Here is a 26,459-nt window from a genome sequence, read left to right as displayed (position 1 = left end):
CTTCAAAAACATCTTTAGTCATGCTATTCCCTCCTAGTTGGTATTTCTCCGCAAAATCGGTAGATACTTATCCTGCCATCATGAACTCGGCGATTTCGCTGTTATTATATTGTAAATAAATCATGGTCGTGCTGACATCAGAATGACCGAGAATCCGCTGTAATTTAGCGATTGCGCCCTCACCACCATTTTTTTCGAGAAAGCTTTTAGCAAAAAAATGACGGAACCCGTGAGGCTTCACCTTATCTAAAGAAATGCCCGCAATCACCCCAGCTTGATTCATCCTGTTTCTATACGTAGTCTGAGAAAAACTAAACAACTTTTCGTCTGGCCCTCGACCTTCGAAAAACACATTGAGTTCAGTTTTGAGCCAAACCGGCATACCTATCGTTCTGGTTTTTCCCTTGTTAGTAATTCTAATTTGATTAGGCAATATCCGATTTCGGGTCAGATTGACCGCCTCAGTAATTCTTAACCCTGTATGTGCTATCAGCTTCATAAGCACCCTAGTTTCGTTATGCATGCAACACGTCATCAAAGCGTCGTATTCTTCTTGCACAAGATACTCACGTTCATTTGTATTCTGTACTTTAACTCGCTTAACTTTATAATCACTTGCTTTAAAGTCACATCTTGTCAGTTCTAAAAAATTGAAATAGGAACTAAATGAAATAATTTTGTGGTTTACAGTACTGTCTTTATACTTCATGTCATCCATCATGTAACGCTTATAGTTAAGCATTAATTCAAAACTCAATTCAGTGTATCCATTTGCAACGGCGAACCTTTCAAGTTGTCCCAAAGTTGTTTTATACCCGGCAATCGTTGAATTTGCGCATTCCTTACGGATCAAGTGTTTTCTGTACTCTTCAAAATTAATAATCATTATATTCACTCCTGAAAGTTTTATTTTTAGATCATTAAAAAGTAAAGTATTATTCAGTTTTCAAGGTTAAAATGTTTTGATGTGGACGGATTCCCAATCTTTAGTTATGCTACCAACCTTTTTAAAAAGTTCTTCATTTTCAACTTTTAAATACACTGGTTGATTGTCGAGATTCTTGCATGTAACTCTTAGTTCATCATTTACACGAAATAAATCCTCAACCATTAATCCATAAGTATGAACGTAATCTTTAGCGTGCTCATAGAAGTCTTTATGCTTTTCTATTAATTTTTTTATTTCATTGCGCGTTTTCAATACTAATCACCAGTCCTTTTCGAAAGTTCTAAAAACTTCTGATATTCTTTTACAAATAAAAGTTCGGCAGTCCCTCGATTTCCATGCCTATTCTTACGAATGATTAATTCGATGATATTATTCTCTTCACCATCTTCTGGTTGTTCATAATAATCGTCACGGTATAGAAATGTGACAGAATCGGCATCTTGTTCAATATTACCGCTATCTCTTAAATCTGATAATTGAGGCCGTTTGTCCTGTCTTTGTTCTACGCCTCTTGATAACTGGCTAAGAAGCAAGATTGAAACCTTGCACTCTCCAGAAAGAACCTTTAATTCTCGTGTTATTTCTCCAACACTGTCGTTTGTCGATTTCTTATCGTTTTTAGGTAAAAGTTGAAGGTAATCAATAATGATTAACTTTTTTTTGTTAGGCTTTTCAACCAACATCGCCTTGGCTCTTTCACGAATAAGTCTCATGTCCACACCGGTGTCATGAATTTTTAAATCCCATGTATCAATTGGTCCAGTTGAATTAACTACGGCTTGTTTCTCGCCTTCATTCATTAAATTATTTGGATCTCTCCATTTCATGCTATTTGCAGAAATTTCACTGGATATCACTCTCTCTAACAGCTCATCCTGATTCATTTCTAGAGAAAACACCTCAACGGCTGCGTCTGACTTACACGCTTCTGACATAATATTTAATGCTAGGGCAGTTTTACCAACCGATGGACGGGCAGCAATTATGTTTAAACGTTCAGGAGATAATCCGCCTATCATATAATCAAAACTTTTAAACGTTGGGATACCTACTTCTTTATCTTTTTCCAGGCTAGTAATAATTCTTGTTAACGATGCTCTGATTGAGTTATCTGATTTGCTGTGCTTCGCTGATTCATTTGCTAAACGTACAATTGAATCGAGTGTGTCAGTGTCCCTGTTTTTTAAGTAAGCCTCGCATGCACTCAAAATTTTCCGTTCTTGATATTCCTTTTTTAAAATTTCTACATAATTCATTATGTTCTGAGACGTAGGAACTTCTGTAGCTAATTCAATTAGATAATCAAAAATTCCACCTTTATTTGGAACAGCTTCATTAAGCATGACCACATCTATATCTTTATTTTCACTTTCCAGTTTTTCCATACCTTGAAAAATCATTTTATTTCTTATATCAGTGAAATATTTTGCTTCTAATGACCCAACTGCTAACATTTTACCCTCGAGTAAAATTGAACCTAGCACTGCTTTCTCAGCTAATATGTTTGTCATTTTTTTAACACCTCGGCTTGCTTTTTCAAAATTTCTATTCTCTCCAATTTATCTTTTTCAGAAAATTCAACTGTTCTGAAAACCTCTGGAATTAAGATATCAATATTCTTAATTGAGCCCGACTCTTTGGTCCACCCTTCAAACAAGTCTCTATTTTTTTGAAGTTGATAATCCCTCGCTCTTGGTTCAACGTATATATCGATAGGTTTGGGAGGAAATTGATTTTCGCGACTATAAATAATCAATCTCTGATAACAAGCTTTATAGTCACATTCTTTTATCACTTGCCACCATACTTTTGCCAAGCTATTTTTTTTATTGACATCTTTTGGAATGAAATTATTATAGATAGTACCAATTTGATCCAAAAGATTTAAAAAATCATCTTCTAACATTTCGCCACTCCTAACCATTTAGGTCTATTCCAGAAAACGCATTAGAGGTTTTTGATTCGGATTTGCTCTTGGATTGAGCTTTCAGTGTAATGAACTGCTTTCTTAATTTTGCTGGACTTAAAATATTGTTCTGCCAGAACTTGTCCTTTTGAGAAAAAGCGATCATTCTCATAACATCGTCAATCGATCGTTTATCCTTCTCAATCATTAAACGAATGTCATTTGCCCAATTTTGAAACACAGGTGGATCAATTTCATTATTTAATAATATTTTTTCATAAAGCATTTTGGCTAACTTCATGTAGTCAGAAGAATCCTCGTAAACTTGTTTACGTGTTTTCGTTACTTTATTATTTGTATTATTAATAGGTGTAGTATTATCTTGGAAGTTTTCTTCACTACCCCATTGCGTACTTTCTTCTATACCCTCATGAAGATTTTTTCTAGGGGTGTAGAACTCATTTTCAACAGGATAAGGTAGAATATATATAAACCGATTGGCAACTTCTTTTGAGTTTTCTTTATAATTTAGCCTAGTTTTTATATACTCTCTTTCTTCTAAATTACTGATCCAGGTACTAATGGTTCTCTTACTAACACTATATAAATCTGCAAAGTACTGATTTGTTGCCCAGCAATATCCTTTTTCATTGCTCAATGCTGTTAGTTCCCCATAAAGCAGTTTGGCGTTGGCATTAAGTTCTGAGTCGTATCGGACAATTGCTGGAATAACTGCGAAATATCCTTTTTTTTCCATCCTTGCCTCCTAAAAATAATTAATCTTCTCAAATATATCTATTTGATCGTCCTTGGACATGGCTGCATAAATGGCTGTTGTTTTACTATCTTTATGTCCAAGTAACTGTTGTAAAACTAATGAATCTCCACCATTTTTCAGGAAAGTTACCGAAAATAGATGTCTAAACGCATGAGGATGAATTCTATCAAGCTTAATTTTTGATTTACCTGCTGCTTTTTTTAACCTTCGGCTGTAAGTGGTTTCGTGTCTTTGGAAAACTTGATCTTCGTCATCCATACACTCGAAAAACTTTTTTAATCTTTTTTTAAGTGGACTATTCAAAGCGATTGCCCTGATAGAACCCTTATTATCTATGTCAAAAGAAGTCTGATACAAATGCTTTTTTTTAATCATCTGTACTTCAGATATTCTTAGTCCGGTGTTTACGATGAGTATGAGCAAAAGCTGTGTCTCTTCGTCTAACCACTTTAGTATATTTTGGTAATCCTCATAAGAAGCGAATTCCTTATGTGCTCTGGATTGTAGCCTTTGTTTCTTCAGAGTCATGTTAGATAGGCCAGCCCAATTTAAATAAGCATTTAACCCACCAACTTTTTGATTATAAGTACCAACTGTATACTTTTTAGCTGGGATGATGCGTCCTGTTTTAGAGACCGTTTCATAAATCGGATAGCCATCTTTGATAAAATCTTTGTAGTCTAATATGGCATTCTTATCCAATTTTGTGATATTATTTTCAGCACAAAAACGTTCTAAATGCTCCAACGTATTTTTGTAATTTTTAATTGTTTTTTTTGAAATTTCGTTTTCGCGTAAATACATTTCATATTCTGGAATTTTAATCATTTGATAACCCCCTAATTCATGAAAAATTGTCAATGACAGTATTTCCATGTTATAATTTAAGAGATTTTAATATTGTTCAGTATTTTGACCAACATCGGGTGCGACCTTTGTTGGTCTTTTTTTATAAAGAATCGACATTACGTAAATTTTCTTCATGCTGTCGATTCTGAGCTTCTAACTCCTTGATGTGACCTTTATTCGCTGAGAGTGCTCTAGTCATGGTGTTTTCCTCCTTCTTGTTAGTTTTTGGGATAATAGTAACGCTATATTAAACCTACTTTCGCTTTGGTATACTTAACTTGGAAAGTGAGGTGAAAAATATGGATGAAAATGAATCATTCGAATTCAAGCGTACCTACTTAGGTCAATTATTTTTTTCTGGATTTACTTCTGCGTATCAGGCACATGAACTACTTTTTAAAGATAGATCAAATGATAAATCACTAGATTTGCCAATTGCTATGGCATATTTGACAGAAGCTCATAATTATTTTTTGAATGCTCAAACATTCTTCATAGATAATTTTGATACATTCGATGGTCGATCTGAATTTTCAGATACAATCGATCAATTTAATATTTACAATGATGAATTCTTGACAAATATCAGGACTGACCATAGTCATCAGTGGTCTGATATAGAGTATCGATCGTTTGTAAATAAATTTAGTGAAGCAAAAGGTTTGCTTAATATCGATTCAGATAATTATTGGGTAGACCTTGCACTTAATGGACAAGCTGATTAATCAGGATGGGGACTCAGGTTTGAGTTCCTATTTAATTTCAAGGTTGCTAATATAATCATCACATCTTCTTTTTAGCCTATCTGCAACAACAGCAGGCATATTCTCCTGATCCTTAATTTCTTTCAAAATAGCGGACTGAAGTTCTGAAACTGAATTACCTTTGTTTAAGCTCATTATACTTTCAAAAAGATTCGTAACCACTGCATTAGTAGTCTCTTCTACGTTTGCTTTTGCTTGCTGTATTTCGGCATACCATTCTTCTTTAATAGTCATTTACACAACCTCCTTCCTATTCTTCCACATAATAAAAACATGACATTCCTCGCAACTAATTAACTTAACCTGCCCGGCATCTATTAGTTATACTTCGAGTTTTCAGCAATCCATTTTTCCACAAGTTTTTTAGGGTATTTTCGACCTTCGCCTTGCTCGATATATGGAAAACCTTTTTTAAAAATATAGTGTTTCTCAGCGGTATCAACCGTACATTTTAAAATTCGTTCAGCGAGCTCTTTTTTCGTTAAAAGTTCTTCGTCACTTAGTTCCATTTTGAAAAGCTCTAATACTTTTGGGAACATCAAAACCATCATTTTATCTGCTAACCAATCGAAAAAATTATTGGTTCCCATTTTATCAAATTGGATATTCATATGTTATACCTTCTTTCGCCATGAGTTTCATCTAAACGCCTTGCTTAAGTTTAGTTTTCTGAACTTTAATTCTAAAAAAATAATATGAGATTTCCACATCTGTTATTTCTAGAATTTTTGATAAATTCAATATTTCAGCTGAATCAAATCTAGATTTATTGTTGAGCTTATTGCTCAATGACGTCTTGGACATTCCCAATAAAATGGCTAAATCTTCTTGAGTTAATCCTTTACCTCTAAATTTTCCTTTTAATTCAGAATAATCAAAAAATATATCTTTGTTCATTTCCTCACCTCCAGTTCAGTTATCTGAATTCACTTAAAGTATAACTTCTAAAAAGAATTCTGTCAACAACATTATTCAGTTTTCTAAACTTTATTTTAAATATAATTGATTTTTTCTGAACTTAGCTTTATACTTAGATTAATTTCAGGAGGTGATAATAGTGGAAAGCTTCGCAAATCGATTGAAGCAAGCTATGGATGTAAGAAATATGAAGGCTTCTGAGCTTTCAGAAAAGACTGGAATTGGTAAATCCTCCATAAGCCAGTGGTTATCAGGCAAATATGAAGCGAAACAAGATAAAATATACCTATTAGCAACAGCATTAGATGTTGATGAAGCTTGGTTAATGGGTTTAGACGTGTCTATGGAGAAACAACTCTCTTTATCTTATATGTATGATCAATTGCCGACAAATAAAAAGGAAAAAGTAACTGCCTATACAAAACAGCAATTTTTTGAATATCTTCACGATTTTGAAGATTCTAAATCTGATGAACCACTAAATAATTATATCAAGCTATTTAATTCCTTAAATGACGATGGAAAAGAACTAGCTTTAGATAATTTGAAAAGTCTTCAAAAAATATTTGCAAAGGAAACTTCCGACAGCAATCAAGACGCAGGTTAAAAGGGAATTGCTTGAGATTAGTAGCCGTGAATGGAAAAAAAGTCAATGACTAATCCATCTTTAACTCGCTAGACCTTTATTAATTAAATAAAAAGTGAAATTTAAAAGGAGAGGTAAAAAAATGAAAAGTAAACTGTTAATTATATTATTATCTCTTACAACCGTTGGCAGTCTCATTTATGCTGGAATATCTCAATCTAATAACAAAAAAATAAATAACGAAGTTAGGATTTTATCAAAAAAATCAGAGAAAAGTAAGAAGACTATACTCAAACTGAATCAGAAAGTTGAAACATTATCTTCTGAAACGAAAATCAATAAGGTGAACGAAGATATTAAATCTAGTGACACTTACGAAAGCGTACTAAACGAATATAAGAAGAAATTAGAAGGTAAAGCGCCAATTCTTGTCAATGAATATAACGCAGAGTATCCTACTGTTCAAACAGGAGTTGATGGACTAGCTGAATTATCTAATACAAAGATTGAAAATCTGGCATCCATTTCGAATGAAGGTGTCTATAAAATGGCAGAGATCATGTACGCTTCCGCCGGTAGTTATTCTGACTATGAATCTTGGTCAAAAAAATTGATAGATGTTTATACTCAAGAGGCTCAAAAAATAATTGATGCGTATTTAGCATCTGCTAACATTAAGCCGGATAACATATCTATATCAGATCAAGAAGTTAATGCTCAAGTTGAAACAACTGACACTGTTAATACTAAAAATTCTCAACAAGAAGTTAAAGAGGTGGTAACAGAAGAAGTGAAGCCTGAATATTATAACGTCCAAGGTGGGGATAATATTTATCGAATAGCAGTCAATAATGGTTTAACTACTGAGCAACTAAAAGAAATGAACGGTCTTAGTGGTAATGAAACTGAAGTTGGCCAAGTTTTACGTATCAAATAATATATCAAACTCTTTTAATAGACCTGCCCGGCTATGAAGGAGAGAAACTAACATGTCCAAGCGTGAAAAAACAAAATATCCAAACATTTTTAAATATCAAACTAGCAAGGGTACTAGATATCAAATAAGAAAAAAAACGGGTCAAATTTCTAAACCTGAAATAAACGAATCAGGTTTTAGTACTATTGCTTCTGCCAAATCTAAATTAGCAGAAACAGAAAGATTACTCAATAATAACGAATCCGGTCTTCTATTAGGCAATAGTGTTACAGTAAACGATTATTACAAAGAGTACGTTGAACTAAAGATTTCGGCTAACATTTGGACCCCGGATACTGCTTCTGCGAAAATTTCTTGTTTTAAGACTCATATATTACCAAAGTTTGGTAAAACTAAATTGGTCGATATCGATAGAATAACTTACCAAAAATGGATCAACGAGCTATTAAAGACTTTTTCTAAGAGTAGTGTGCAATCTTATCATGTAATTTTTATAGGACTAATTAATGATGCTGTTTACACGGGGATTATTGATCGGAATAAATTGCAAAAGATTGTAATCGGTAACTCCAAAATAGCTCCCAGAAAAAAAGATATCACTCTATCTCAATACAGGGAGTGGATAAAAGTTGCTGAAGACATTCTTGATAAGTTTTCTTTTACAATGGTTTACTTAACAACATTAGGGTTACGTCGAGGAGAAGTTATGGGGTTAACCAGTCGAGTGATAAATTTAGAAGAATCTACCATTAAAATAAGCTTAACCAGGACGCTAAAATCTCCAGATGGAAAAGGAACCAAAACAACTTCCTCTGAAAGAACGCTGCCTGTAGATGATAAATCAATCTCTCTCTTAAAGTATGCTATGAAACAAGCTTCGGAAAGACGATTGAAATTCGGAGAAATACTCCATCAAGATGATTTTATTTTTACGAGCCCTGTTGCAAATGAACCTTATCATGTTACTCATTTGAATTATCAGTTTACTAAAGTTAACAGGATTACTGGTATGAACATAAGTCCTCACATGATGAGGCACAATTTCGCTACTCAATCTTCGATGGCTGGGATTGATCCGCTTAGCTATAGTCGCTTTCTTGGACATGCTTCTTTACGAACCACTGAAGGATATACACATCCAAGTATTGAGCAAGGTAAGTCTGTTCTTGAATTGTTTAGAAATCAAGTTAAATAAAACAGGGGTTTCTTCTTTTAATAAAATCCCCCTAAATATCCCCCGCATCTTTAGTTTTATTTAGTTTTCGTTAGTTTGCGAATTTTGAGTACATATATGTATTTACTTACATTTAGACTTTTAAAACCTTATTAGCCATAAATCGAAGTCACCCTATTAACTAGGCAAGGAAATTGAAAATACTCGAATAGACTAACTAAAAAGGAGCTGCCGCAAACATTCATCATATGAATGTTTGACGACAGCTTCTTTTTAGTTAAGGTTTAGCGATTCTTGGTAACCCTCGCCCCACTGAGACATGGCATCTAACACCTTGTGCAAGCTGCGACCGGTTTCGGTTAAGGTGTATTCCACACGAGGTGGAACTTCAGCAAATACTTCACGGCTAACTAAACCATCAGCTTCCATTTCTCGTAAATTTGAGGTTAATACTTTTTGACTAATGGCCCCCACGCCTTTTTTTAATTCGCCAAAGCGTTTTGTCCCAGTCATCAATTCTCGTAAAATGATAATTTTCCAGCGATTACCAATTAAGCTTAAAGTGGTTTCCACAGGACATGCTGGTAATGCTTTTGTCACTAGGTCCGCCTCCTTCCATTAGTATCTAAAATACCCTTGCTTTATTTTAGGAACTTTTTAGTCATTATATAAGGGGGAAGTCCTTTTGTAAACTCTCTGCCTTTTTCACAAGGGATTGGAATCAAGGTTCTCATGGGTCACTCCCCCTTAAACTGATTTAGAGTACCCTTTTGACAGTCTTTCCCTTATAATTGAATGAGCAGCAAAATCAGACGAAAAGAGGGATCTTCCATGTTTAAAAATTACGGCCCACTAGCCACTCAGGTCTATGACTTAACAAAACCTGTTGGCAGTTCATTAAACGGCGACATTGATTACTACAGCCAACGCTTAAGAGGTCTTTCAGGCAAAATACTGGAAGCCGGTGTCGGGACTGGTCGAATGCTGCTCCCTTTATTAGAAGAAGGCTTCGATATTGAGGGGTTGGATCAATCGACTGAAATGTTAGCCATCTGTCGCCAGCACCTTGAGTCTCACCAGTTAAGCAGTCGGCTTTACCAAGCTGACTTAGGTCAATTTCAACTAGATACCCGCTATCAAGGGATTATTATGCCCACAGCTACTTTCTGTTTATTGGAAACAGAAGCGCTGGCACTTAAGGTTCTCCGTAGTTTTTACGATCACTTATTACCTGATGGGCGATTGATCTTGGATTTGGACCTTCCTTTTTACCCAGAAGTAGGCGAAGTGGTAACCTCGACTCATGTTCTGTCGGAAACCACAGGCATCACCTTAGAGCGCAAAACGATTGCCATCGATTGGCTAGCTCAACATACTATTACACACTTAAAATACGAAAAATGGCAGGAGGGACAGTTAATCGCCACTGAACTTCAACAATTACTGCTGCGTTGGTATGGTTTAACAGAATTCCGTTTATTGCTGGAACATGTCGGCTTTAAAGACATTACGATCAGCGCCGATTACGAATACCAGATGGCACCTGTCGACAGCAATCAAACCATTACTTTTGAAGCACGGAAATAGAGGCTAGGACAATTGTCCCAGCCTCCGATACTTTTAGGAACATTGTCCGATAGACCCGCTCCAAAAGTCTGCTCGCTTCGATCTCAACACATTCTAAATGCTGTCGTTATTCTTAGCGGTTTATCCCTTAGAAATAAGGGACACGGACCTGAAGGCTCGGAGCAAAACGACTTTATGTCTCAGCTTGTTATTTTAACTCACTTTGCTTGATTAAGTGACCCTGACTTTATTCAAAGCTTGAGACAAATCAGCATTTAAATCGGTTAAGCTTTCAATCCCAACTGATAGGCGGACTAACGTTGGTGTCACCCCCGCGGCTAAGCGATCTTTTTCTGACATGCAACCATGTGACATACTCCAAGGGTAGGACAAGATCGATTCAACCCCTCCAAGACTAACCGCCACAATTGGCAGTCTGATGGCATCAAATAACTCATATACGCCTTCCACACTCGACAATTCAAATGACAATACCGCGCCCCCACTATTTGCCTGTTTCTGGTGAACGTCGTAACCCGGGTGGTCTTTTAGTCCTGGGTAATAAACTTTTGTCACATGCTCATGGCTTATCAGGTAACTGGCTAACTGTGCTGCTGAGGCCACCGCTTTTTCCATTCGTAAAGCCAGCGTCTTGACGCCCCTTAAAAACAACCAAGCTTCTTCCACACCTAAAATCGCCCCTAACATCTTTTGATGCTTTTTAAGAGCTGAATATAAACGATCATCTCTCATCACCAAGAAGCCTGCTACAACATCACTGTGGCCATTTAAAAACTTAGTAGCACTTTGAACTACCACATCCACGCCCAAATCTAAGGGAGTTTGATAGCAAGGAGTCATAAAGGTATTATCACAAATAGTCTGAATCTGATGTTTTTTAGCAATGGCGACTACCCCTTCTATGTCAATCACATGCAACAAGGGATTCGATGGCGTTTCTAAATAAAAAAACTTGGTCTCTGGTCTAAGGGCCTTTTCCCAACTTGCCAGATTATTGCCTTCCACAAACGTATACGAGATACCAAATCTGACCAGCATTTCCGTCAAGGTCTGAAAGGTCCCACCGTATATGTCACGACACAGGACAATGTGATCTCCTTGAGAAAGCAAAAACAAAACCGCATTAATCGCTCCCATCCCTGAGGAAAATGCCAAAGCATGGCTGCCATGCTCCAATTCCGCCATACATGTCTCGGCCGCTTCAATCGTCGGATTACCAAAACGTGTATAAGTATATCCCTGATGCGTTCTAAAGTCACCTTGGTGAAAGGTGGAGGCTTGATACTTAGGGATGGAAGAAGCCCCTGTGACTTCATCTAATACTGGATAACCATGTAATAATCTTGTTTCTAAATCCATCAACACCATCTCCTTTTACTTATTCTTTAGTTCAGGCAAACTAATTCTCCTGATAAACCGCTCTCATTTATCAGTATACGCCAGTCAACTCCTTTATCCCTAATTCTAAGTATTTTATTAGTAACTTCTTAGCCGTCATCCATTCTATCACATTCAAGACAGAGAGGCTTTTGAGAGAGCTTTACTACAGGGAAGGTGCTTTGCAAATATTAATCCTCTAATCAACCTTATTGTCACCATATAAGTTGCAGTTCCTCCCAACAGCTCTTATACTAGAAGTATCCTATAGGGAAATTGAGAAAGGTGATGCGTGGCATGATCAAAATTTCTAAAGACGAATTTGAAGATTTAAAAAGTAGTGCTAAATATTTAACTTATTATTGGCACATTTTTAGAGGTATGGACACTGAAGGCAAGATCAATTTTGAACATTCGTTTTTCATTCGTGATTTTATTACAAATAATCGTTTTGAAGAAGTTACTAACGTCAAGTATTCCAAACACTTTAACAAGGTTCTTATTTCTCGTGAACAATATGACTATTTAACTGAATGTGTTGATATTACAGAACAATTAAAAAACGTTGTGACTAATATGGAAAAACAATCTCATCAATAAGATGGAGGTTGCTTTAGTCGTTTAGTAACACAATCTTCTCGTTATCGTTGAATCTTCGTCACATTTTTTTCATATTTCCACGTTATAGTATATGTATACCAACAAACAACCCTAACAAACTTTTTCATGGTTTACGTAAGTTGTACCCTACTTCCTACGTAAACACACAACTCCTTTCGCCCTTGGCAATTGCCAAGGGTATTTTTTTTGCAGTAGCCAAAACGCCCCCCATCAGCACGCCTCTTTAAGCGTAATGATTCAACTAAAAACTGATACCATCTAACACTACTGCCACACTTTCCCGCTTAAGCAACTTTGTGGGAAAATTTTTGTTGGGATAATTGCGATGGTTCCCTAAAATTCCGTCGACTAATATTTCTGCTGCTGCTTGCCCAATTCCTGCTGCCGGCTGGTAAACTGTCGTTAAGGATGGCGTTAGATAGTTGGTAATGTCCAAGCCGTCATAGCCAATCACCGAAATATCTTCGGGAATTTTTAAACCTGCCTCAAATATCCCTCGATAAGCCCCAATTGCCATTTGGTCGTTCCCACAAAATAGAGCGCTGACATTTGTTTTAGCCAATAGCTCCTTCGTTGCTAAATAACCCCCTTCAATCGTAACGGCATTACTAACGATCCAAGGCTCTTCCACCGCTATTTGATGATCCGCTAAACACTGTCGGTAAGCTTCTGTTCGCTCATCCATTTTATAAAATCGGCTGTCATTCGCTAACATGCCTATGCGCCGATGACCTAGTTCGATTAGGTAAGTCACGGCCTCGTAAGCACCGGCATATTCATCGACTAAAATATTACCACCATCCCGTTTATTAATCCCTCGGTCTAATAAAACATAAGGAAAAGACTGATATTGTTTAACATCCAATAACTTATCCAAGGCAATTGAGTTAGGGGTTGCCAAAATAATGCCTTCTACTGCCCGGTCCATTAATTCCGACACATAATGGGCTTCTTTCTCATCTGAATGGTGAGAATCGCATAATAAAATCACGTAGCCTTTTTCATTTAAATAGGTTTCAATCCCCTCAATAACCTTCGAAAAAAACAAGTCGGTAATATCTGGGACAATCACGCCAATGGTTTTCGACTGAGGATTGACCATATTTTTAGCAAAATAATCCGGTCGATATTCCGTTTCTGCGACTACTTTCAAAACTTTCTGACGAGTGTCTTCTGAAAAACGCTTCCCTTTGCCATTTAACACTTGTGAGACGGTTGTAATCGAAACCCCTGACAGTCTGGCTATATCTTTAATTGTTGTTTTCATCCTTAATACGAAGCTGAAATACCTAATCCCTCTTTAGGAGTTCATAGAAAATTTCAATTTCTTCCCCCATTCTTCTCTGTATGCATCTGATTAAAGTGTAGCATAGCTACTTAAGGGAAACTACCGAAATAAGTCAGTAAAAAAATAAGGGGTCATTCCTCACTGGAAATGACCCCTTATGTTACTATTTACCTTTTAAGCATCAACACCTTGAGCGATATCCGCCATGGCTTCCTGCTCACTTTCACCAGCTTCAAGCAAAACTTGTTTTTTCTCTGCCATTTTGAAGAAAGGCAGGTAAATCAAGTACGCAATAACAATCGTACAAGCCGACCAAATAGCAGCGCCAACAGATCCGTTTGTTGCTAAGTAGGGGCCAATAATCGGTGGAATCGTCCAAGGCACTTGAAAGACAATTTTCCCAACTAAGCCAATCTTCATTAAAATAAAGGTGGCTGAACCTAGTATCATCGGTGTGGCTACAAAAGGAATCATCATAATCGGATTCATGACAATTGGGAAACCAAAAATGACAGGTTCATTGATACAAAAGATAGCCGATGGAAAAGCCATCTTACCCAAGGATTTATACATCTTACTTTTCGAACGCAACATAGCTAAGACTAAGCCCAGAGTTGATCCTGTTCCACCTAAACACATAAATAAAATCCAAAAGCCATCGGCAATTTCATAAGGAATTGGTTGGCCTTTTTGGAAGGCCAAGGTATTCGCCGCCAAGTACCCTAGAAAGATCGGGGAAGCAATCCCTGATAACACATTATCACCATGAATCCCGCAACTCCACAAGAAACAAACTAGCAAGGTATAAACCATCAAACCTGGCAAGGTGCTTAAACCAAAAACTAGCGGTTTGAAGATAAATTGAATGACTTCATTGACATCAATTCCCATCAGCACTCTAATAACCCAAATCGTCGCAATAATCGCACCAGCTGGAATCAAGCTTGAAAAGGATTGGGCCACAGAGGGTGGAACACCATCTGGCATTTTAATCACGATATTTTTTCTAACAAAGAAACGGAAAACTTCTGTCGTGAAAAGGGATACAATAATAGCGGTAAACATCCCGGTGGCACCTAAGGAATCGATGTTGATGCCAAACTCATCTGTTAAGGTGGCCAATAAAAAGGCAATCGTTGTAATCACGGTATTTGAAATGGGATCGACATTAAACTCTTTCCCCATATTATAGCCTATGCCAATGGCTGAAATTAACCCAAGAACGCCAAAGGTCACACTGACAGGTGCATTTAATTGAGCTGAAATCGGTTCAATAAAATCCGTCCAAGCTTTAATTGGTAAATTGCCAATGATTAAAAAAATACTCCCTACAATCGTAAATGGAATCGTTAAGGTTATCCCATTCCGAATCGCGATCAACCGCTTATTCTCACCAACTTTTAACAATATCGGTAAAAAACTTTTTTCTAATTTATCTAAAATCATCCTAATCATCTCCCTCAATCTGGTTTAAGTATGAGAAAGTCGCCAGTGGCGACTTTCTTCCCCTAGAACTTAAGAACTAAGCCATCGCTTCTTGATCAACGACCACAAAACAATTAGCGTGATGGTAAACGCTGGTAACTGGCCACTTATTACTTACCTCACCCGATAATAATTGACTAATCGCCGCTTGTTTTTTTGAGCCACTCGCTTCAATAATAACTGTTTTAGAACCCAATAACTGACTGATTCCCAAGGTAATTCCCTGACTGCGATCAACCTCACCTGTAAAGTATTTTTGTCCGACGGTCTGAGTGGACTCATCTAAAGCCACCACATGGGCTGTCCCATCAAAATCAACACCAGGTTCATTAAAGCCTAAATGACCGTTGACCCCAACACCTAAAAGACTAAGGGTAATGCCTCCTGCCTCAGCTATAAACTGATCTGCTTTTTGACACTCCTCAAGTAAATCCTCTGACAAGGCGTCAAAATAATGTACGCGGCCTAAAGAGACACCTGCTGGTTCAAACAGCTCTCGTTGTAAATAAGCTAAGCAACTTCCTGGATTACTTTGATCTAAACCAACCCATTCGTCTAATTCAATATAATGAGCCTTGCTCAAATCAATTTCCCCTGCCTGATGAGCCTCAACTAATAAATTCAAAGCTTTGACCGGTGTATCCCCACCAGCAAAACAATATAAGCCCTCTGGCTCCTCTTTCATAACCTGAATAATTTTGTTAGCAGCCCTCTGACTTAATTCTTGATAATCCTCACAAACTTCTAATTGAAATGGGTACATAATAGACCTCCGTCATTTTATTGGTTAAACTGGGGCAAATAAGCAGCGTGGGCCTCCAGTAATTCATCTAACATGGCTTTCGCGTCTGTATCACTTGGCACTAAGGGATTAATCGTCATTGCCAACAGGGCAGTCTCATAATCACCCGTGACAGCCGCTTCAGCTGCTGTTCGCTCAAAAGACTTGATTTGTTGAACCAGCCCTTTTATCGGCACAGGTAGTTCACCTGTGACTAAAGGAATCGGTCCTTGCTTTGTGATGACACAATTAACCTCAACCGCGGAATCAGGATCAATATCGGCAATGGCGCCATTATTACGAGTATTAACCGTTTGAATATCCCGCTTATCCGTGTAGATCGAGCAAATTAAATTACAAGCTGCCTCGCTGTAATAAGCGCCTCCTCGTTGCTCCAACTGAGGTGGCTTAATCGCCAAGTGCTCATCTTTATATAGTTCAAACAATTCATGTTCAACTCGCTTGACCACTTCAGCACGGGTCCCTTCTGTTTCTGCCGCTGCTAGTTGCTCAGCCAGCATCAGAGACGTTTGGTAATAGTAACGTAAATAACCTATAGGCACCATGCCTAATTTTTTCAAAAACTCTGGTTGCCAACCCAAATCTTCGATGTTTTTTAATGAAACGGTATTGCCTGCTTCCGTCGTCATTAAGCTCATTACTTTTCCTGTCACATCTTGGCCGTCAAGGTAAATTCGTTTCGCAAAGACCATGTGATTGAGACCTGTAAACTCCACGTAAATTCTTTCTTGAGCCACGTCCAAGACTTCTGCGATTCCTTTTTCAATCCCAATTGGGCCATTACACAAGCCGACCACTTTAGTCAGTTTGCTGTAACGCAAAACAGCTTCTGTGACCATCCCAGCTGGATTCGTAAAATTAACTAACCAAGCATCTGGACAAAGTTCCAACATTTCTTCACAGATTTCCAAAATAACCGGAATAGTCCGCAAGCCTTTAAATAAACCACCAGGTCCATTGGTTTCTTGTCCTATTGTATGATATTTTAAGGGAATACGTTCATCCTTTGCTCTGGCATCTAATTGTCCCACACGAAATTGAGTCGTAACAAAATCAGCCTCTTTTAGAGCGGCCCGTCTGTCTAAGGTTAAGACCACTTTAATTGGTAAATTGGCTTTAGCAATCATTCGTTTAGCTAAGGCACCGACAATTTCCAATTTTTCTTTCCCCGCTTCGATATCGACTAACCAAATCTCTGAAACAGGTAACTCATCATAACGTTTAATAAATCCTTCAATCAATTCTGGTGTGTAACTTGATCCTCCACCGATTGTGGCAATTTTTAAGCCATCTTTCATGTGACTGCCTCCATTCAAAATATAGCGTTTTCTTCTTGACACTTTTAGTATAAACGGTGGCCGTATAAATGGAAGGGGTTTGCCTGAACTAGGTACCTGTCTTACACTTGGTTTTTCGTGACATTTAAGTCACACCTTGTGCCAACGAACTAGGATGTGTTATGATAGCTGTAAATCACACTTAGTTACAAACAGATGGTATCACCATCATCTGTAATTTTAGGAGGTTACGACTATGTTATTTCTCGATCGCACACCGGATTTAACCCCTTTTGACATGGAAATATACAAATTCATTTCTGATAATTTAGAACAGGTTTCTTATATGCGGATTCGTGACCTGGCCAAAGCGACCCATACTAGTACGACAAGTATTGCCCGCTTTTGTAAAAAATTTGATTGCTCCGGTTACGCGGAATTTAGAATTAAGCTCCAGCTCTTTTTAAATGAGCAACACCCCGATGAACTTTCAGCTGTCGATGAAACGGCTTATATGGATTTTCTAGCCCGCACCTCCCAGCCTCTCTACCGCGATAAGATGAAAGAAGCAGTCTCTTTGCTTCAAGATAAAGAATTGGTTCTCTTCATTGGCTTAGGCTCCTCAAATATTATGGCAGAATACGGGGCCCTATACTTTTCCTCTATCTTCAACATGGCCTTGCGGATTGAAGATCCCTCAAACTACCCAATCGATTATTTGTCAAAAAGCTTGTCAGACAAAATTTGTATTATCGCGTTATCTGTTTCAGGGGAGACCCAAGAAATTATCAATTATTTGAATCATCTTAATTTTAGTAATAGCTCGATTATCTCCATCACTAACAGCGCTAAGTCAACAATCGCTCAACTGGCAGATGTTAATATCCCTTATTACATCGCCCGAGAAACCAGTTCTGGAGCTGACATCACCTCACAATTACCAGCTCTTTATACCATTGAGAACTTAGCAAAGGAAGTTCGCTTATCCTTTCAAAAAAACAAAAGAAGCTAAGGTCGCCCTTAGCTTCTTTTGTTTATTAAGAAAAGCTTCCCGAATCGCTGCTGTTGTTTCTAATTGCTTCAGCAATTAGAAACAACGGACACTACACTTCATTCCGATCTCATCAATCGTTATACGCTGAAGCGTCGAGCATTGAAGGTCGAAGATCACTCAGAGTTTCTTGAAATCGAAGCCTTGCCTAGTGTTGATCAACCACAATTATGTAGCGGTTGATGAGCTAAGCTAGATACCGCTTAATATATATGGGAAGTAATATACTTTTCTATAGTCAAAAAAAAGCCACTATCAATTAAGATAGTGACCTTTCAATAATCAAATTTGATTATGCTTTGAAGATTTTAACAGCTTGTAAGCCACGTTGGCCTTCTTCAACATCAAACGTTACCGCTTGACCTTCGTCTAAGCTTTTGAAACCGTCTGTTTGGATTTCTGAGAAATGAGCAAATACGTCAGTTCCGTCTTCTTGAGTGATGAAACCAAAACCTTTGTCTGCATTAAACCATTTTACTGTACCGTTGTTCATATTAAATTCCTCCTGATACGCACTTATGTACGTTTATTATTGCAATAAATGTGACGCATAAAAGGAGAATTATATTTACTATATATCTGTCCTAATTCGAATCAAATTACCACTACATATAATATAACACAGATATCGTTCAGATGCAAATTTTTTGGGATAAACCTTATTTCAATCATTCATTTTACTGAATACTCTCAACAAAGTGATAACCCTTTTTCATACACTTGTCTTAAGCAAAATCACTCTTACACTTTAGCAACACCGAATTGTTAATCAGTGACTCGTTTCCATTTGGATTCTTTCCCCCATCTCTAAAAGATTATTAAAGCCAATTTCTAAACTTTTAAAGATGCCAATTCTTGAATAATCTTGTTCAACACAATAATATTCTACCTTATTAGCTTCACCCCAGCGAACAATGCCTTCAATATCGACTTCCCCTTCGCCAACTTCTGCTAAGTTCTGCTTGATATCTGCCAATTCAAAACCAGAACGATAGTCTTTTAGATGAACCACTGGCGCTCTGCCGCTGTACTTCTTAAAAGACTCCAGAGGATTTTCCCCCGCAATGGTCATCCAATAGGTATCAGGCTCCGAATAGACTCCGTAGCCATTGACTGGGTCTGTCAGATAGTCGAGAACATTGCGACCGTCGATTTGATTGTTGTAATCATATTCAGGATTATGAACACCTATTCTAAAACCTAAGGGCGCTAATTTGGCCACTGCTTCAATTAATTTAGCTTTTGTCTGGCGATACCCTTCAGTATGCTGTTCCTCATCGTCTATGTATTTATCGTAAATCGTTTTGCAACCAAAGGCATAACACTCCTCAATAATCCCATCCAGATTGGTCATAAAGCGGTCATGTTTAATGTGCATCCCTGCTATCTCAAAATCATATTTTTTAACTAACTGGCTGATTTTTTCGACTGAATGCCCCCGCATGCCATCCACTTGAATCGCGGTAAAACCGATGCGCTTTAATTCGTTTAAGGTCGCCTCTGGATCCGCTTCAAACTCTTTTCTAACAGAATACATTTGAGCGGCAATTTTTTGTCTAAATGTCATCTATTTTCATCCTTCCCTGGTGATAATTTCCCATCAACTAATCAGCCTGTAAATTTAAATAAGCCATTTCAGCTGCCGTCAAATTGATTTCCGCCCCAGCAATCGAGGTCTTTAGCTCGCTTAAGGTTTCTGACCCGATCACTGCCCCTGTGGGAAATGGCTGATTTAAGACATAGGCCAAGGAAATTTGGATGGGTAAGACTCCTTTTTGCTGTGCCAACAGCTGCACTCGGTCGTACTTTTCCCAATTCTCAGATGAGTAATAAACATCCACAATTTCTTGATTATCTAAATTATGACGGTCAAAACGTCCCGCAAAAAAACCTTCTGCTTGAGAGGACCAAGCAATTAGCGGCAATTTAAGCGTTTCATGCCAGGCCTTCATTTCAGCATTAGCAGTCACGCAGTTGGGCCAACGAGGTTGTTTAACACTAGCCAAACTCAAGTTAGGACTGTTAAACGATATCGTTGTTAAGTGATGAGCCTCAGCATAGGCCATGGCTTCTTTAATCCTCGGCAATTCCCAGTTAGACAAGCCTACCCCATAGACACGACCTAAGCTAACTTGTTTATGGAGTCCCTCCATAATATCGCCAACTGGCTGTGTCGGATCATCACGATGTAAGGCCAAAAGCTCGACGTGATCCGTTTTTAAATACTCCAAACTTGTCAGCAAGTCTTCCTCAATCGCGCCACTGTTAACTCGCGGCGCTTCGTTCGTGCCCCGTATCGGATGGCAACACTTGGTTTCAATGATGAGATGGTCGCGATTTTGCCGCTCCTCCATCCAAGCGCCCAAGGCTCGTTCACTATGCCGATAATGACGCGCCGTATCAAAGCTCGTCCCCCCTAAAGCAAGGTAGTTATCTAAGATATGCCACGCTTCTTCTTTGTTGTCGAGACGTAAAAAATCACTAGACCCCATAAAAATAGCTGTACATTCAATTTCTATCTCGTGTTTTTCTTTTTGACCTTTAATCACTATTTTTTTCATCTGCTCACTCTTTTCATTTGGAAATAAATTAAAAATCTAAATCTAAATCATCAAATCGCTGATCCTTTTCAGCTGCTAATTCGGTTGCAATGACTTCTTTCTCATAAAGCTTAAAAAAAGGATAATACATCAAGATCGATGCGCCAAAAACGACACCGACCAATAGGAGCGCTCTCCAATCTAGCGTCGCTAAGACTTGGGCCAAAGGCAACGGCAAATCGGCGACATGATAAGCTGGCACGTTCACCCAGCCCCACTTAAAGACAAACCACTGGCAAACAGCCAAAAGGGGCGTGCCAATCACAAAGGGAATAAAAAAGTAAGGGTTATAAGCAATCGGCAAGCCATAAAGAATCGGTTCTGAAATATGGAAAATACTGGGGATAATCGCAACCTTGCCTTTCGTCCGAAGACTGTCTACTTTGCTGAAAATGGCTAGGACAGCCAAAGCACCCACTAACCCAGAACCTGACATCCCGGCAAAAAAATCCCAAAAGTTAGGGGTGAAAATGTGAATAGCTTCTTTGCCCACAGCTAGTAAATTGGTATTCAGCACCAAATTATTAGTGGCGATCGGCAAGACCACAGCCGCCAAAATCGAATAACCATTTAAGCCAATAAACCAAAACAACATTTCCAATAACACAATTAAAAAAATCATAACCGGCGTATCAAAACCAGCGATAAGCCGCCACCCCCATTGTATAAGCCCATTTTCCACCACGTATAGACGGCAAACATAAAATAGTAGGCTAATAAGGATCAAATACGTGCTTGAAACCACTAATTGATAAGCCGTTTTTCGACTGCCAAGAGGTATTCTCTTTAACCGCGTACTTTCCTTCTTTTTACCTGCTTGATGAATCACTTCAACCGTCAACAAAGGAACTGCCAATCCGATCAGCAGATTAGCAAATTTCATGTCAGCCATGTTTACTTGCCCACTTAAGACTAAATGACTGACAACCACTGCCACAACGCTTAGAAAGATCGAATAAAAGAATGGGGTGTTAAGGTGCTTGCTGTGATGATAACTTACTGAAACCCCTAGATAAATCGCCAACATCCCATAAGTGCTAAAAATTAAAAACTGCCAAAGGTCCTGCCATTGGCTTAAAAAAGCGGCGCCAAACCAATTAAGTCGACTAAAAAAAAGCAACATGGCAAAAATCGACCCCACTAAAAGGACGATGGTCAAGTCCATCATCCCTTTTTTTATGGAAGATAATAATCGTTGCTTTTCAATTTTTTGTGAGAACGGTGTTAGGCGACGTTGTAATGTTGATAGTTTAGTTGCATATGACATTCAGCATCTCCCTTTTCAAATGATCGACATGACGTAAACTAACCAATTCTATTGGCGATTTAGTTGTAACGCAATGGCCGCTTTGAGGATATTTCCGCCATTAACAGTCCCATAGTCCTGACTGTTAATCACTTCAATTGGTTTGTGGTAAGCTGCAGCAATCTCAGCTAACTCATCAAAACGATGGCTAATTTGTGGCCCTAATAAGACCACATCAAAGGCCTCGATATGTTCTTGTAGCTCTCCAGCTGGATGAGCTTCAATCAGAATATCTTTCCCTTTAAGCTTTTCGCTATTTTTGACAATCTCTTCCATTTTACCTACCATCACACCGGTCGATGCCCCTAAATTACAGGCCAATAAAATATGTAATTTCTCAAAGTTCATCTTACTTCTCCTCTTTCCCCAAACGTTGATATAACAGAATAAATTCTTTGGCTAAGGTTAACATTAAAATCGTGTTCATCAAGGTATCTTGAGCGTGGACCAATAAAACCGATAGCTCATTTTTTTCGCCCTGAGCTTCTTTGACGATCATGGATGTCTGAACCTTATGGGCATCATTCATCACTTTTTCTGATTCAGCCACTTTTTTATTTGCCTCTTCAAATTCACCTTCTCTTGCATAATTGATAGCCTGTACGAGATAACCAAAAGCATCTCCAGCTTTTGAAATCAATTCAAAGGAAACCTGCTCTACGTTCATGTTAATTCTCCTCTACTTATAAATTGTGGATGTGACAATGCTGTATATGTCAGCCGCATGATTCGATGATAAAATGCTGTTAATCTTGTCTTCATTGAAGGCTAGTTTGGCGATATTTTCCATGACGCGATGAGTCGTTTGATCCTTAAGGGCAATCGTGATAATCAATTGAACCTCCTCTGGAAAATTGCCGGTTAAATTCGTCCCTTCTTTTAAAGTCGTAATCCACAGACCGGCGTGATTTACCCCATCTTCCATTCCAGCATGAGCAATCATGACTTTAGGAGCAATCACCATGTAGGGACCGTGCTTTCTGATATTACTCATAATTCTTTTTTTATAAGCAGCTTGAGTGGCCTTGATTTTTTCTAAACCGTCAGTACCAATGGCGATTGCTTCTTCCCAACGCAATCGCTGTGGCATAATGGAAATATTCGCCACTGAAAAGTGAATGTCAGGGATTACTTCCTTGGTCGACAGTCGATTCTTTTTAGTTAGTATTTTAATCAAATCCAATTCTAACTTACTTAAGTTCGTAATTTCATTGGTATTTTCACGAATAGTTTCCATGATTCGATTAAAGTGACTCAAGCCATTGTCCTTACTATTTAACAACCTCGTATCAAAATACGTCTTAAGACGCTCTAAATCACGAGCGGTTAAATAGTTGTTTATTTTGATTATTTTAGGTGACCTTATATCAGGTATTTCCACGGTGCTAATAATAAAGTCGTATTGATCCAAAGCTTTGGCTGAAAACTTTTTCAGCGAAGAGGTCTCAATTCGATTAAAGTCAAACACCTTTTTTAATTGAGACTGCAACATTTTAGAGACGGCTAATCCTTCGACACAGACGACTAAGACATTAGGTTTTTTCTTTTGCGCAACATGCCGATTTTCGATTTCCGAGGCAAAGTAAATTACTAAAAAAGAAATTTCATGATTGCTGATCTCGATGTCATAGGTCTTTGCCAGCCTCCCAACTGCTCCTTTGATCACCTTAAACAAATCCGGATAATCAAAGACAATTTCTTTATAAATCGGGTTAGTGGTTTTTATCCCCATGCGATTGCGATCAATCATATTCGAGACATGAGCCGTTAGTTGAGTAAAAAAAGTGGCACTAAAACTGGCCATATCTTGATCAAAATAATCAGCAATTATTTCGGTTAACTCATAGACACTTTGCTTCACATCAAGTTGATTTTTAGCAGCTCGAACGCTGGTAGAGTCGTTAATCATCAACCGTAAAAGGGTTTCTGTTTCGGATAATTCCCCTTTGTTCTTCGTCAAAAACTGGCGTAACTCCCAGCCTTCAGACTCTTCTTGAATGCGGTAAATCAAGGTCAGCAGCAATGTGGTATAAGCATCTTCAAATTCTTTTCCCAAATACTGCTCAAGCTTTTTAACGGCATAGTAACTATCAGATAAGTACTCCAAGTCAAACAAGTTAAACATGATCAACTCAGCCTTCTTAGAAAATACCACCTCGTCTGTCTCAATAAAGGTGTACAGTTCCCGCAGATTAATGGATTTCAACAATAAATCAGAAAAAGAGAGGCAACGTTCCAACAATTCTCCTGCGATTTTATACCCTTTTCGTTTGACATGTTTAAGAACTAAGGAACTTCCCCGGAATTGCGCTTCCAATACTTTCATATTGTTTAAAACCGTTGTTCGAGAAATGAATAAAACCTCTTCAAAGTAGGAGACTGGCGTTGTTTCCTGAGCTAAGAATAAACTTAGTAAGATGAACTCTTCAATTTCGTCTTTTGAATACTTATAGGTTTTTGGTGTTGTGCGCTGTTTAAACGTTTGAATAAGTTGATGTAATTCATCTCGCTTGCCAATCATAATGCCTTTTTTTAAACTGCGATTTAAAGGTTCCAACTGATTTTTTTTAAGAAAAACTTCGATTTTCTCAATATCATACCGAACCATTCTTTCGGTAATCCCATGATGATGGGCGATTTCTTTATAATTAACATATTGCTCTTGTTCCAATAAATAGTCTAAAATAGCCAGTTCTCTATGACTTAATTTCATTTTACATCCGTCCTTCACTTAAATTCTATCTCGCCTTACCGCCGATATCAAACGGTACTATGACACTTTTTGGCAACCTTTTGCTAGAATCTTTTCGTAATCTAAGCCCTTGACTCCTAAGACAAACAACAGGTTTTCAGAGCATAGATAAACCGTTGTATACGCTAACATCAGCTGACTATTTTAGTTTGAAGCAAAAATGCAATTAAAGGTTTGATATCAGAACTACTTGGCCTTGACCTGATACCCACAATAATCTAAGACTAGCTCACAAAACATGGCATTGGCCCAAGAAAACCATTCGCGAGTGTAACGGGTTGGCTTGTTAGGGTCAAAGGATTCGTGCACTTGACCAGTGCCCCCTGTAGTTTGGGTAATCAATTGAATCTTGGACCATTTTTCCGCTGAGGTTTGAGCGGTGATCCCTTCAACCGCAATGGCGATTGGCCAAACATAACCAGCTGGAGTATGAGGACTTCCAATCCCAGCAGCCTCTGTTCCTTGATAGTAATAAGGATTTTCATTGCTTAAAACTATCTGGCGAGTGGCTAAGTAACAAGGATCGTCAGTTGGGATTGCTGTCAGCATCGGCAAAGATAACAAACTAGGCATATTGCTGTCATCCATCACCAACTGATTTCCCAAACCATCCACTTCATAAGCGTAATAATTTCCTTTAGGTCCAGCTAATTTGGCATAGCGATCGACTCCTTGATCAATTGCCCCTTTTAGTTCCTTGATCTTCTCTTCTAAGGCGACTTGTTTAAGCGGGCAGATCGCCAACATCTCCAACATTCGCGCCAAAATATGACTGGCAAACAGATTACTAGGGACCAAATAATGATACTGACAGGGATCATCACTTGGGCGAAATCCCGACCAAGTCATTCCTGTATACGTTGTCAAAGAGCCTTTGCCTTCCCGTGATAAATAGTCGCTTGCTGGTCTCACAAAGGTATAAGCAGAGTTAGTTTCATGGTCTTGTTCCCTGATCCATAAGTCAACAACCTGTTCGACACTGGCGACAAAACTAGCATCAAATAAACTGGTGTCCGCCGTCGTTTGCCAATATTGATAAATTAACTGAAAAGGAAAACAAAGGGAGTCAATCTCGTATTTTTGTTCCCAAACATGGGACCCTTGAGGAGGTAAATCCTCATCCCATCTTTCCGGTTGGGCTGCCATGGTATAAGCATTGGCATAGGGATCAATGGTCATAAAGGCTAGTTGCCTTCTGATAATGCCTTTCACCAAGTGAGCTAATTTAGGAGATGCCTTTAAAAAAGGCAAGATCGGGCGTAATTGACAGCTGGAGTCTCTTAACCACATAGCCGGAATATCGCCTGTCACCATGTAAACAGTGCCGTCCTCTTGTTGCGAAACAGTCCGATTAAAGGTGTCCAAAAAGGCCGTTTCAAAGAGCTTCAGCACCTCTGGGTCAGCAATTTGTTCCTTGACCTTCTGTACAATCTGTTGCAATTCTTTTTCCAT

The 26,459-nt window shown here is 38.2% G+C and carries 30 protein-coding genes; 7 read left to right on the top strand and 23 right to left on the bottom strand.

Features of this window, described 5'->3' with window-relative positions:
- Positions 1 to 67: 67 nt before the first annotated feature.
- The 6 genes from RWN13_RS20320 to RWN13_RS20295 all read right to left on the bottom strand — a co-directional run bounded on the left by RWN13_RS20320 (position 68) and on the right by RWN13_RS20295 (position 4,461).
- On the bottom strand, positions 68 to 886 hold the full coding sequence (locus RWN13_RS20320; RefSeq protein WP_314067516.1) for a site-specific integrase: 819 nt from the start codon (positions 884 to 886) through the stop codon (positions 68 to 70).
- 66 nt (positions 887 to 952) lie between these two features.
- Entirely contained in the window at positions 953 to 1,201 is a 249-nt protein-coding gene (locus RWN13_RS20315; protein ID WP_314067513.1) for a hypothetical protein, read from the bottom strand.
- 2 nt (positions 1,202 to 1,203) lie between these two features.
- On the bottom strand, positions 1,204 to 2,460 hold the full coding sequence (locus RWN13_RS20310) for a DnaB-like helicase C-terminal domain-containing protein (protein WP_314067512.1): 1,257 nt from the start codon (positions 2,458 to 2,460) through the stop codon (positions 1,204 to 1,206).
- Positions 2,457 to 2,855 (bottom strand): hypothetical protein, encoded by a 399-nt coding sequence (locus RWN13_RS20305; RefSeq protein ID WP_314067510.1) that lies wholly within the window; start codon positions 2,853 to 2,855, stop codon positions 2,457 to 2,459. The genes RWN13_RS20310 and RWN13_RS20305 overlap by 4 nt, the downstream gene beginning before the upstream one ends.
- Positions 2,856 to 2,865: 10 nt before the next feature.
- On the bottom strand, positions 2,866 to 3,612 hold the full coding sequence (locus RWN13_RS20300) for a helix-turn-helix domain-containing protein (protein ID WP_314067508.1): 747 nt from the start codon (positions 3,610 to 3,612) through the stop codon (positions 2,866 to 2,868).
- A 9-nt stretch (positions 3,613 to 3,621) separates the two neighbouring features.
- Positions 3,622 to 4,461, bottom strand: a complete 840-nt coding sequence (locus RWN13_RS20295) for a tyrosine-type recombinase/integrase (protein ID WP_314067506.1) — start codon at positions 4,459 to 4,461, stop codon at positions 3,622 to 3,624.
- Positions 4,462 to 4,781: 320 nt separating this feature from the next.
- Between RWN13_RS20295 and RWN13_RS20290 the strand changes: the two genes are divergently transcribed.
- On the top strand, positions 4,782 to 5,207 hold the full coding sequence (locus tag RWN13_RS20290; RefSeq protein ID WP_314067505.1) for a hypothetical protein: 426 nt from the start codon (positions 4,782 to 4,784) through the stop codon (positions 5,205 to 5,207).
- Positions 5,208 to 5,234: 27 nt separating this feature from the next.
- On the opposite strand, the gene RWN13_RS20285 is transcribed toward RWN13_RS20290, so the two are convergent.
- From RWN13_RS20285 to RWN13_RS20275, 3 genes are all read right to left on the bottom strand, one after another.
- A complete protein-coding gene (locus RWN13_RS20285) occupies positions 5,235 to 5,480 on the bottom strand; it encodes a hypothetical protein (protein ID WP_314067504.1) in 246 nt (81 codons plus the stop codon).
- 83 nt (positions 5,481 to 5,563) lie between these two features.
- Positions 5,564 to 5,857 carry a hypothetical protein gene (locus RWN13_RS20280; protein ID WP_314067503.1) on the bottom strand — a complete coding sequence of 98 codons (294 nt, stop codon included), beginning with the start codon at positions 5,855 to 5,857 and terminating at the stop codon, positions 5,564 to 5,566.
- A gap of 31 nt (positions 5,858 to 5,888) precedes the next feature.
- Complete coding sequence (locus tag RWN13_RS20275; RefSeq protein ID WP_314067502.1) at positions 5,889 to 6,143, bottom strand: DUF739 family protein; 255 nt, start codon at positions 6,141 to 6,143, stop codon at positions 5,889 to 5,891.
- Positions 6,144 to 6,303: 160 nt separating this feature from the next.
- Here RWN13_RS20275 and RWN13_RS20270 point away from each other — a divergent pair, with 160 nt between their 5' ends.
- The 3 genes from RWN13_RS20270 to RWN13_RS20260 all read left to right on the top strand — a co-directional run bounded on the left by RWN13_RS20270 (position 6,304) and on the right by RWN13_RS20260 (position 8,882).
- Positions 6,304 to 6,771, top strand: a complete 468-nt coding sequence (locus RWN13_RS20270) for a helix-turn-helix domain-containing protein (protein ID WP_314067501.1) — start codon at positions 6,304 to 6,306, stop codon at positions 6,769 to 6,771.
- Positions 6,772 to 6,892: 121 nt separating this feature from the next.
- Positions 6,893 to 7,687, top strand: a complete 795-nt coding sequence (locus RWN13_RS20265) for a LysM peptidoglycan-binding domain-containing protein (RefSeq protein ID WP_314067499.1) — start codon at positions 6,893 to 6,895, stop codon at positions 7,685 to 7,687.
- Positions 7,688 to 7,739: 52 nt separating this feature from the next.
- A complete protein-coding gene (locus RWN13_RS20260) occupies positions 7,740 to 8,882 on the top strand; it encodes a tyrosine-type recombinase/integrase (RefSeq protein ID WP_314067498.1) in 1,143 nt (380 codons plus the stop codon).
- Between the two features lie 252 nt (positions 8,883 to 9,134).
- Here RWN13_RS20260 and RWN13_RS20255 read toward each other — a convergent pair whose 3' ends face one another.
- Positions 9,135 to 9,461 (bottom strand): helix-turn-helix domain-containing protein, encoded by a 327-nt coding sequence (locus RWN13_RS20255; protein WP_314067497.1) that lies wholly within the window; start codon positions 9,459 to 9,461, stop codon positions 9,135 to 9,137.
- 231 nt (positions 9,462 to 9,692) lie between these two features.
- Between RWN13_RS20255 and RWN13_RS20250 the strand changes: the two genes are divergently transcribed.
- Entirely contained in the window at positions 9,693 to 10,448 is a 756-nt protein-coding gene (locus RWN13_RS20250; protein WP_314067496.1) for a class I SAM-dependent methyltransferase, read from the top strand.
- A gap of 210 nt (positions 10,449 to 10,658) precedes the next feature.
- Here RWN13_RS20250 and RWN13_RS20245 read toward each other — a convergent pair whose 3' ends face one another.
- Entirely contained in the window at positions 10,659 to 11,807 is a 1,149-nt protein-coding gene (locus RWN13_RS20245) for an aminotransferase class I/II-fold pyridoxal phosphate-dependent enzyme (protein WP_314067494.1), read from the bottom strand.
- A gap of 306 nt (positions 11,808 to 12,113) precedes the next feature.
- On the opposite strand from RWN13_RS20245, the gene RWN13_RS20240 reads away from it, so the two are divergent.
- On the top strand, positions 12,114 to 12,425 hold the full coding sequence (locus RWN13_RS20240) for a hypothetical protein (RefSeq protein ID WP_314067492.1): 312 nt from the start codon (positions 12,114 to 12,116) through the stop codon (positions 12,423 to 12,425).
- A 262-nt stretch (positions 12,426 to 12,687) separates the two neighbouring features.
- Here RWN13_RS20240 and RWN13_RS20235 read toward each other — a convergent pair whose 3' ends face one another.
- The 4 genes from RWN13_RS20235 to RWN13_RS20220 all read right to left on the bottom strand — a co-directional run bounded on the left by RWN13_RS20235 (position 12,688) and on the right by RWN13_RS20220 (position 17,319).
- Complete coding sequence (locus tag RWN13_RS20235) at positions 12,688 to 13,713, bottom strand: LacI family DNA-binding transcriptional regulator (protein ID WP_314067491.1); 1,026 nt, start codon at positions 13,711 to 13,713, stop codon at positions 12,688 to 12,690.
- 195 nt (positions 13,714 to 13,908) lie between these two features.
- The gene (locus RWN13_RS20230; RefSeq protein ID WP_314067490.1) at positions 13,909 to 15,180 is read right to left on the bottom strand and encodes a PTS transporter subunit EIIC; all 1,272 of its coding nucleotides are present in this window, start codon (positions 15,178 to 15,180) and stop codon (positions 13,909 to 13,911) included.
- A gap of 76 nt (positions 15,181 to 15,256) precedes the next feature.
- On the bottom strand, positions 15,257 to 15,982 hold the full coding sequence (locus tag RWN13_RS20225) for a glucosamine-6-phosphate deaminase (RefSeq protein WP_314067489.1): 726 nt from the start codon (positions 15,980 to 15,982) through the stop codon (positions 15,257 to 15,259).
- A 17-nt stretch (positions 15,983 to 15,999) separates the two neighbouring features.
- Positions 16,000 to 17,319: a 6-phospho-beta-glucosidase gene (locus RWN13_RS20220; RefSeq protein WP_314067488.1), complete on the bottom strand. Its 1,320-nt coding sequence runs from the start codon at positions 17,317 to 17,319 to the stop codon at positions 16,000 to 16,002.
- Positions 17,320 to 17,554: 235 nt separating this feature from the next.
- Here RWN13_RS20220 and RWN13_RS20215 point away from each other — a divergent pair, with 235 nt between their 5' ends.
- Positions 17,555 to 18,310, top strand: coding sequence for a MurR/RpiR family transcriptional regulator (locus tag RWN13_RS20215; protein WP_314067487.1), 756 nt, complete (start codon positions 17,555 to 17,557; stop codon positions 18,308 to 18,310).
- A gap of 331 nt (positions 18,311 to 18,641) precedes the next feature.
- On the opposite strand, the gene RWN13_RS20210 is transcribed toward RWN13_RS20215, so the two are convergent.
- The 8 genes from RWN13_RS20210 to RWN13_RS20175 form a co-directional block, all read right to left on the bottom strand.
- Positions 18,642 to 18,842, bottom strand: coding sequence for a cold-shock protein (locus RWN13_RS20210; protein ID WP_209530128.1), 201 nt, complete (start codon positions 18,840 to 18,842; stop codon positions 18,642 to 18,644).
- Positions 18,843 to 19,118: 276 nt separating this feature from the next.
- Positions 19,119 to 19,916: a TIM barrel protein gene (locus RWN13_RS20205; protein ID WP_314067486.1), complete on the bottom strand. Its 798-nt coding sequence runs from the start codon at positions 19,914 to 19,916 to the stop codon at positions 19,119 to 19,121.
- Between the two features lie 37 nt (positions 19,917 to 19,953).
- Entirely contained in the window at positions 19,954 to 20,910 is a 957-nt protein-coding gene (locus RWN13_RS20200) for an aldo/keto reductase (RefSeq protein WP_314067484.1), read from the bottom strand.
- A 28-nt stretch (positions 20,911 to 20,938) separates the two neighbouring features.
- Positions 20,939 to 22,216 carry a PTS transporter subunit EIIC gene (locus RWN13_RS20195; RefSeq protein ID WP_314067482.1) on the bottom strand — a complete coding sequence of 426 codons (1,278 nt, stop codon included), beginning with the start codon at positions 22,214 to 22,216 and terminating at the stop codon, positions 20,939 to 20,941.
- A 48-nt stretch (positions 22,217 to 22,264) separates the two neighbouring features.
- Complete coding sequence (locus RWN13_RS20190) at positions 22,265 to 22,603, bottom strand: PTS sugar transporter subunit IIB (protein WP_314067480.1); 339 nt, start codon at positions 22,601 to 22,603, stop codon at positions 22,265 to 22,267.
- 1 nt (position 22,604) lies between these two features.
- The gene (locus RWN13_RS20185) at positions 22,605 to 22,922 is read right to left on the bottom strand and encodes a PTS lactose/cellobiose transporter subunit IIA (RefSeq protein ID WP_314067478.1); all 318 of its coding nucleotides are present in this window, start codon (positions 22,920 to 22,922) and stop codon (positions 22,605 to 22,607) included.
- A 12-nt stretch (positions 22,923 to 22,934) separates the two neighbouring features.
- Entirely contained in the window at positions 22,935 to 24,968 is a 2,034-nt protein-coding gene (locus RWN13_RS20180) for a PTS sugar transporter subunit IIA (RefSeq protein WP_314067477.1), read from the bottom strand.
- A gap of 225 nt (positions 24,969 to 25,193) precedes the next feature.
- Positions 25,194 to 26,459, bottom strand: a complete 1,266-nt coding sequence (locus RWN13_RS20175; RefSeq protein ID WP_314067476.1) for a glycoside hydrolase family 125 protein — start codon at positions 26,457 to 26,459, stop codon at positions 25,194 to 25,196.

This window comes from uncultured Vagococcus sp. (genome assembly GCF_963518325.1).
GTDB lineage: Bacteria > Bacillota > Bacilli > Lactobacillales > Vagococcaceae > Vagococcus_D.
Note: the sequence above shows the minus strand (reverse complement) of the source record. Positions and strands in the feature narration are given on the sequence as shown.

Bases quoted from the DNA above. Each gene is read 5' to 3' on its own strand.
- RWN13_RS20320 (WP_314067516.1), bottom strand. From the start codon at position 886: ATGATTATTAATTTTGAAGAGTACAGAAAACACTTGATCCGTAAGGAA.
- RWN13_RS20310 (WP_314067512.1), bottom strand. From the start codon at position 2,460: ATGACAAACATATTAGCTGAGAAAGCAGTGCTAGGTTCAATTTTACTC.
- RWN13_RS20305 (WP_314067510.1), bottom strand. From the start codon at position 2,855: ATGTTAGAAGATGATTTTTTAAATCTTTTGGATCAAATTGGTACTATC.
- RWN13_RS20300 (WP_314067508.1), bottom strand. From the start codon at position 3,612: ATGGAAAAAAAAGGATATTTCGCAGTTATTCCAGCAATTGTCCGATAC.
- RWN13_RS20295 (WP_314067506.1), bottom strand. From the start codon at position 4,461: ATGATTAAAATTCCAGAATATGAAATGTATTTACGCGAAAACGAAATT.
- RWN13_RS20290 (WP_314067505.1), top strand. From the start codon at position 4,782: ATGGATGAAAATGAATCATTCGAATTCAAGCGTACCTACTTAGGTCAA.
- RWN13_RS20285 (WP_314067504.1), bottom strand. From the start codon at position 5,480: ATGACTATTAAAGAAGAATGGTATGCCGAAATACAGCAAGCAAAAGCA.
- RWN13_RS20280 (WP_314067503.1), bottom strand. From the start codon at position 5,857: ATGAATATCCAATTTGATAAAATGGGAACCAATAATTTTTTCGATTGG.
- RWN13_RS20275 (WP_314067502.1), bottom strand. From the start codon at position 6,143: ATGAACAAAGATATATTTTTTGATTATTCTGAATTAAAAGGAAAATTT.
- RWN13_RS20265 (WP_314067499.1), top strand. From the start codon at position 6,893: ATGAAAAGTAAACTGTTAATTATATTATTATCTCTTACAACCGTTGGC.
- RWN13_RS20260 (WP_314067498.1), top strand. From the start codon at position 7,740: ATGTCCAAGCGTGAAAAAACAAAATATCCAAACATTTTTAAATATCAA.
- RWN13_RS20250 (WP_314067496.1), top strand. From the start codon at position 9,693: ATGTTTAAAAATTACGGCCCACTAGCCACTCAGGTCTATGACTTAACA.
- RWN13_RS20245 (WP_314067494.1), bottom strand. From the start codon at position 11,807: ATGGATTTAGAAACAAGATTATTACATGGTTATCCAGTATTAGATGAA.
- RWN13_RS20240 (WP_314067492.1), top strand. From the start codon at position 12,114: ATGCGTGGCATGATCAAAATTTCTAAAGACGAATTTGAAGATTTAAAA.
- RWN13_RS20235 (WP_314067491.1), bottom strand. From the start codon at position 13,713: ATGAAAACAACAATTAAAGATATAGCCAGACTGTCAGGGGTTTCGATT.
- RWN13_RS20230 (WP_314067490.1), bottom strand. From the start codon at position 15,180: ATGATTTTAGATAAATTAGAAAAAAGTTTTTTACCGATATTGTTAAAA.
- RWN13_RS20225 (WP_314067489.1), bottom strand. From the start codon at position 15,982: ATGTACCCATTTCAATTAGAAGTTTGTGAGGATTATCAAGAATTAAGT.
- RWN13_RS20220 (WP_314067488.1), bottom strand. From the start codon at position 17,319: ATGAAAGATGGCTTAAAAATTGCCACAATCGGTGGAGGATCAAGTTAC.
- RWN13_RS20215 (WP_314067487.1), top strand. From the start codon at position 17,555: ATGTTATTTCTCGATCGCACACCGGATTTAACCCCTTTTGACATGGAA.
- RWN13_RS20210 (WP_209530128.1), bottom strand. From the start codon at position 18,842: ATGAACAACGGTACAGTAAAATGGTTTAATGCAGACAAAGGTTTTGGT.
- RWN13_RS20205 (WP_314067486.1), bottom strand. From the start codon at position 19,916: ATGACATTTAGACAAAAAATTGCCGCTCAAATGTATTCTGTTAGAAAA.
- RWN13_RS20200 (WP_314067484.1), bottom strand. From the start codon at position 20,910: ATGAAAAAAATAGTGATTAAAGGTCAAAAAGAAAAACACGAGATAGAA.
- RWN13_RS20195 (WP_314067482.1), bottom strand. From the start codon at position 22,216: ATGTCATATGCAACTAAACTATCAACATTACAACGTCGCCTAACACCG.
- RWN13_RS20190 (WP_314067480.1), bottom strand. From the start codon at position 22,603: ATGAACTTTGAGAAATTACATATTTTATTGGCCTGTAATTTAGGGGCA.
- RWN13_RS20185 (WP_314067478.1), bottom strand. From the start codon at position 22,922: ATGAACGTAGAGCAGGTTTCCTTTGAATTGATTTCAAAAGCTGGAGAT.
- RWN13_RS20180 (WP_314067477.1), bottom strand. From the start codon at position 24,968: ATGAAATTAAGTCATAGAGAACTGGCTATTTTAGACTATTTATTGGAA.
- RWN13_RS20175 (WP_314067476.1), bottom strand. From the start codon at position 26,459: ATGGAAAAAGAATTGCAACAGATTGTACAGAAGGTCAAGGAACAAATT.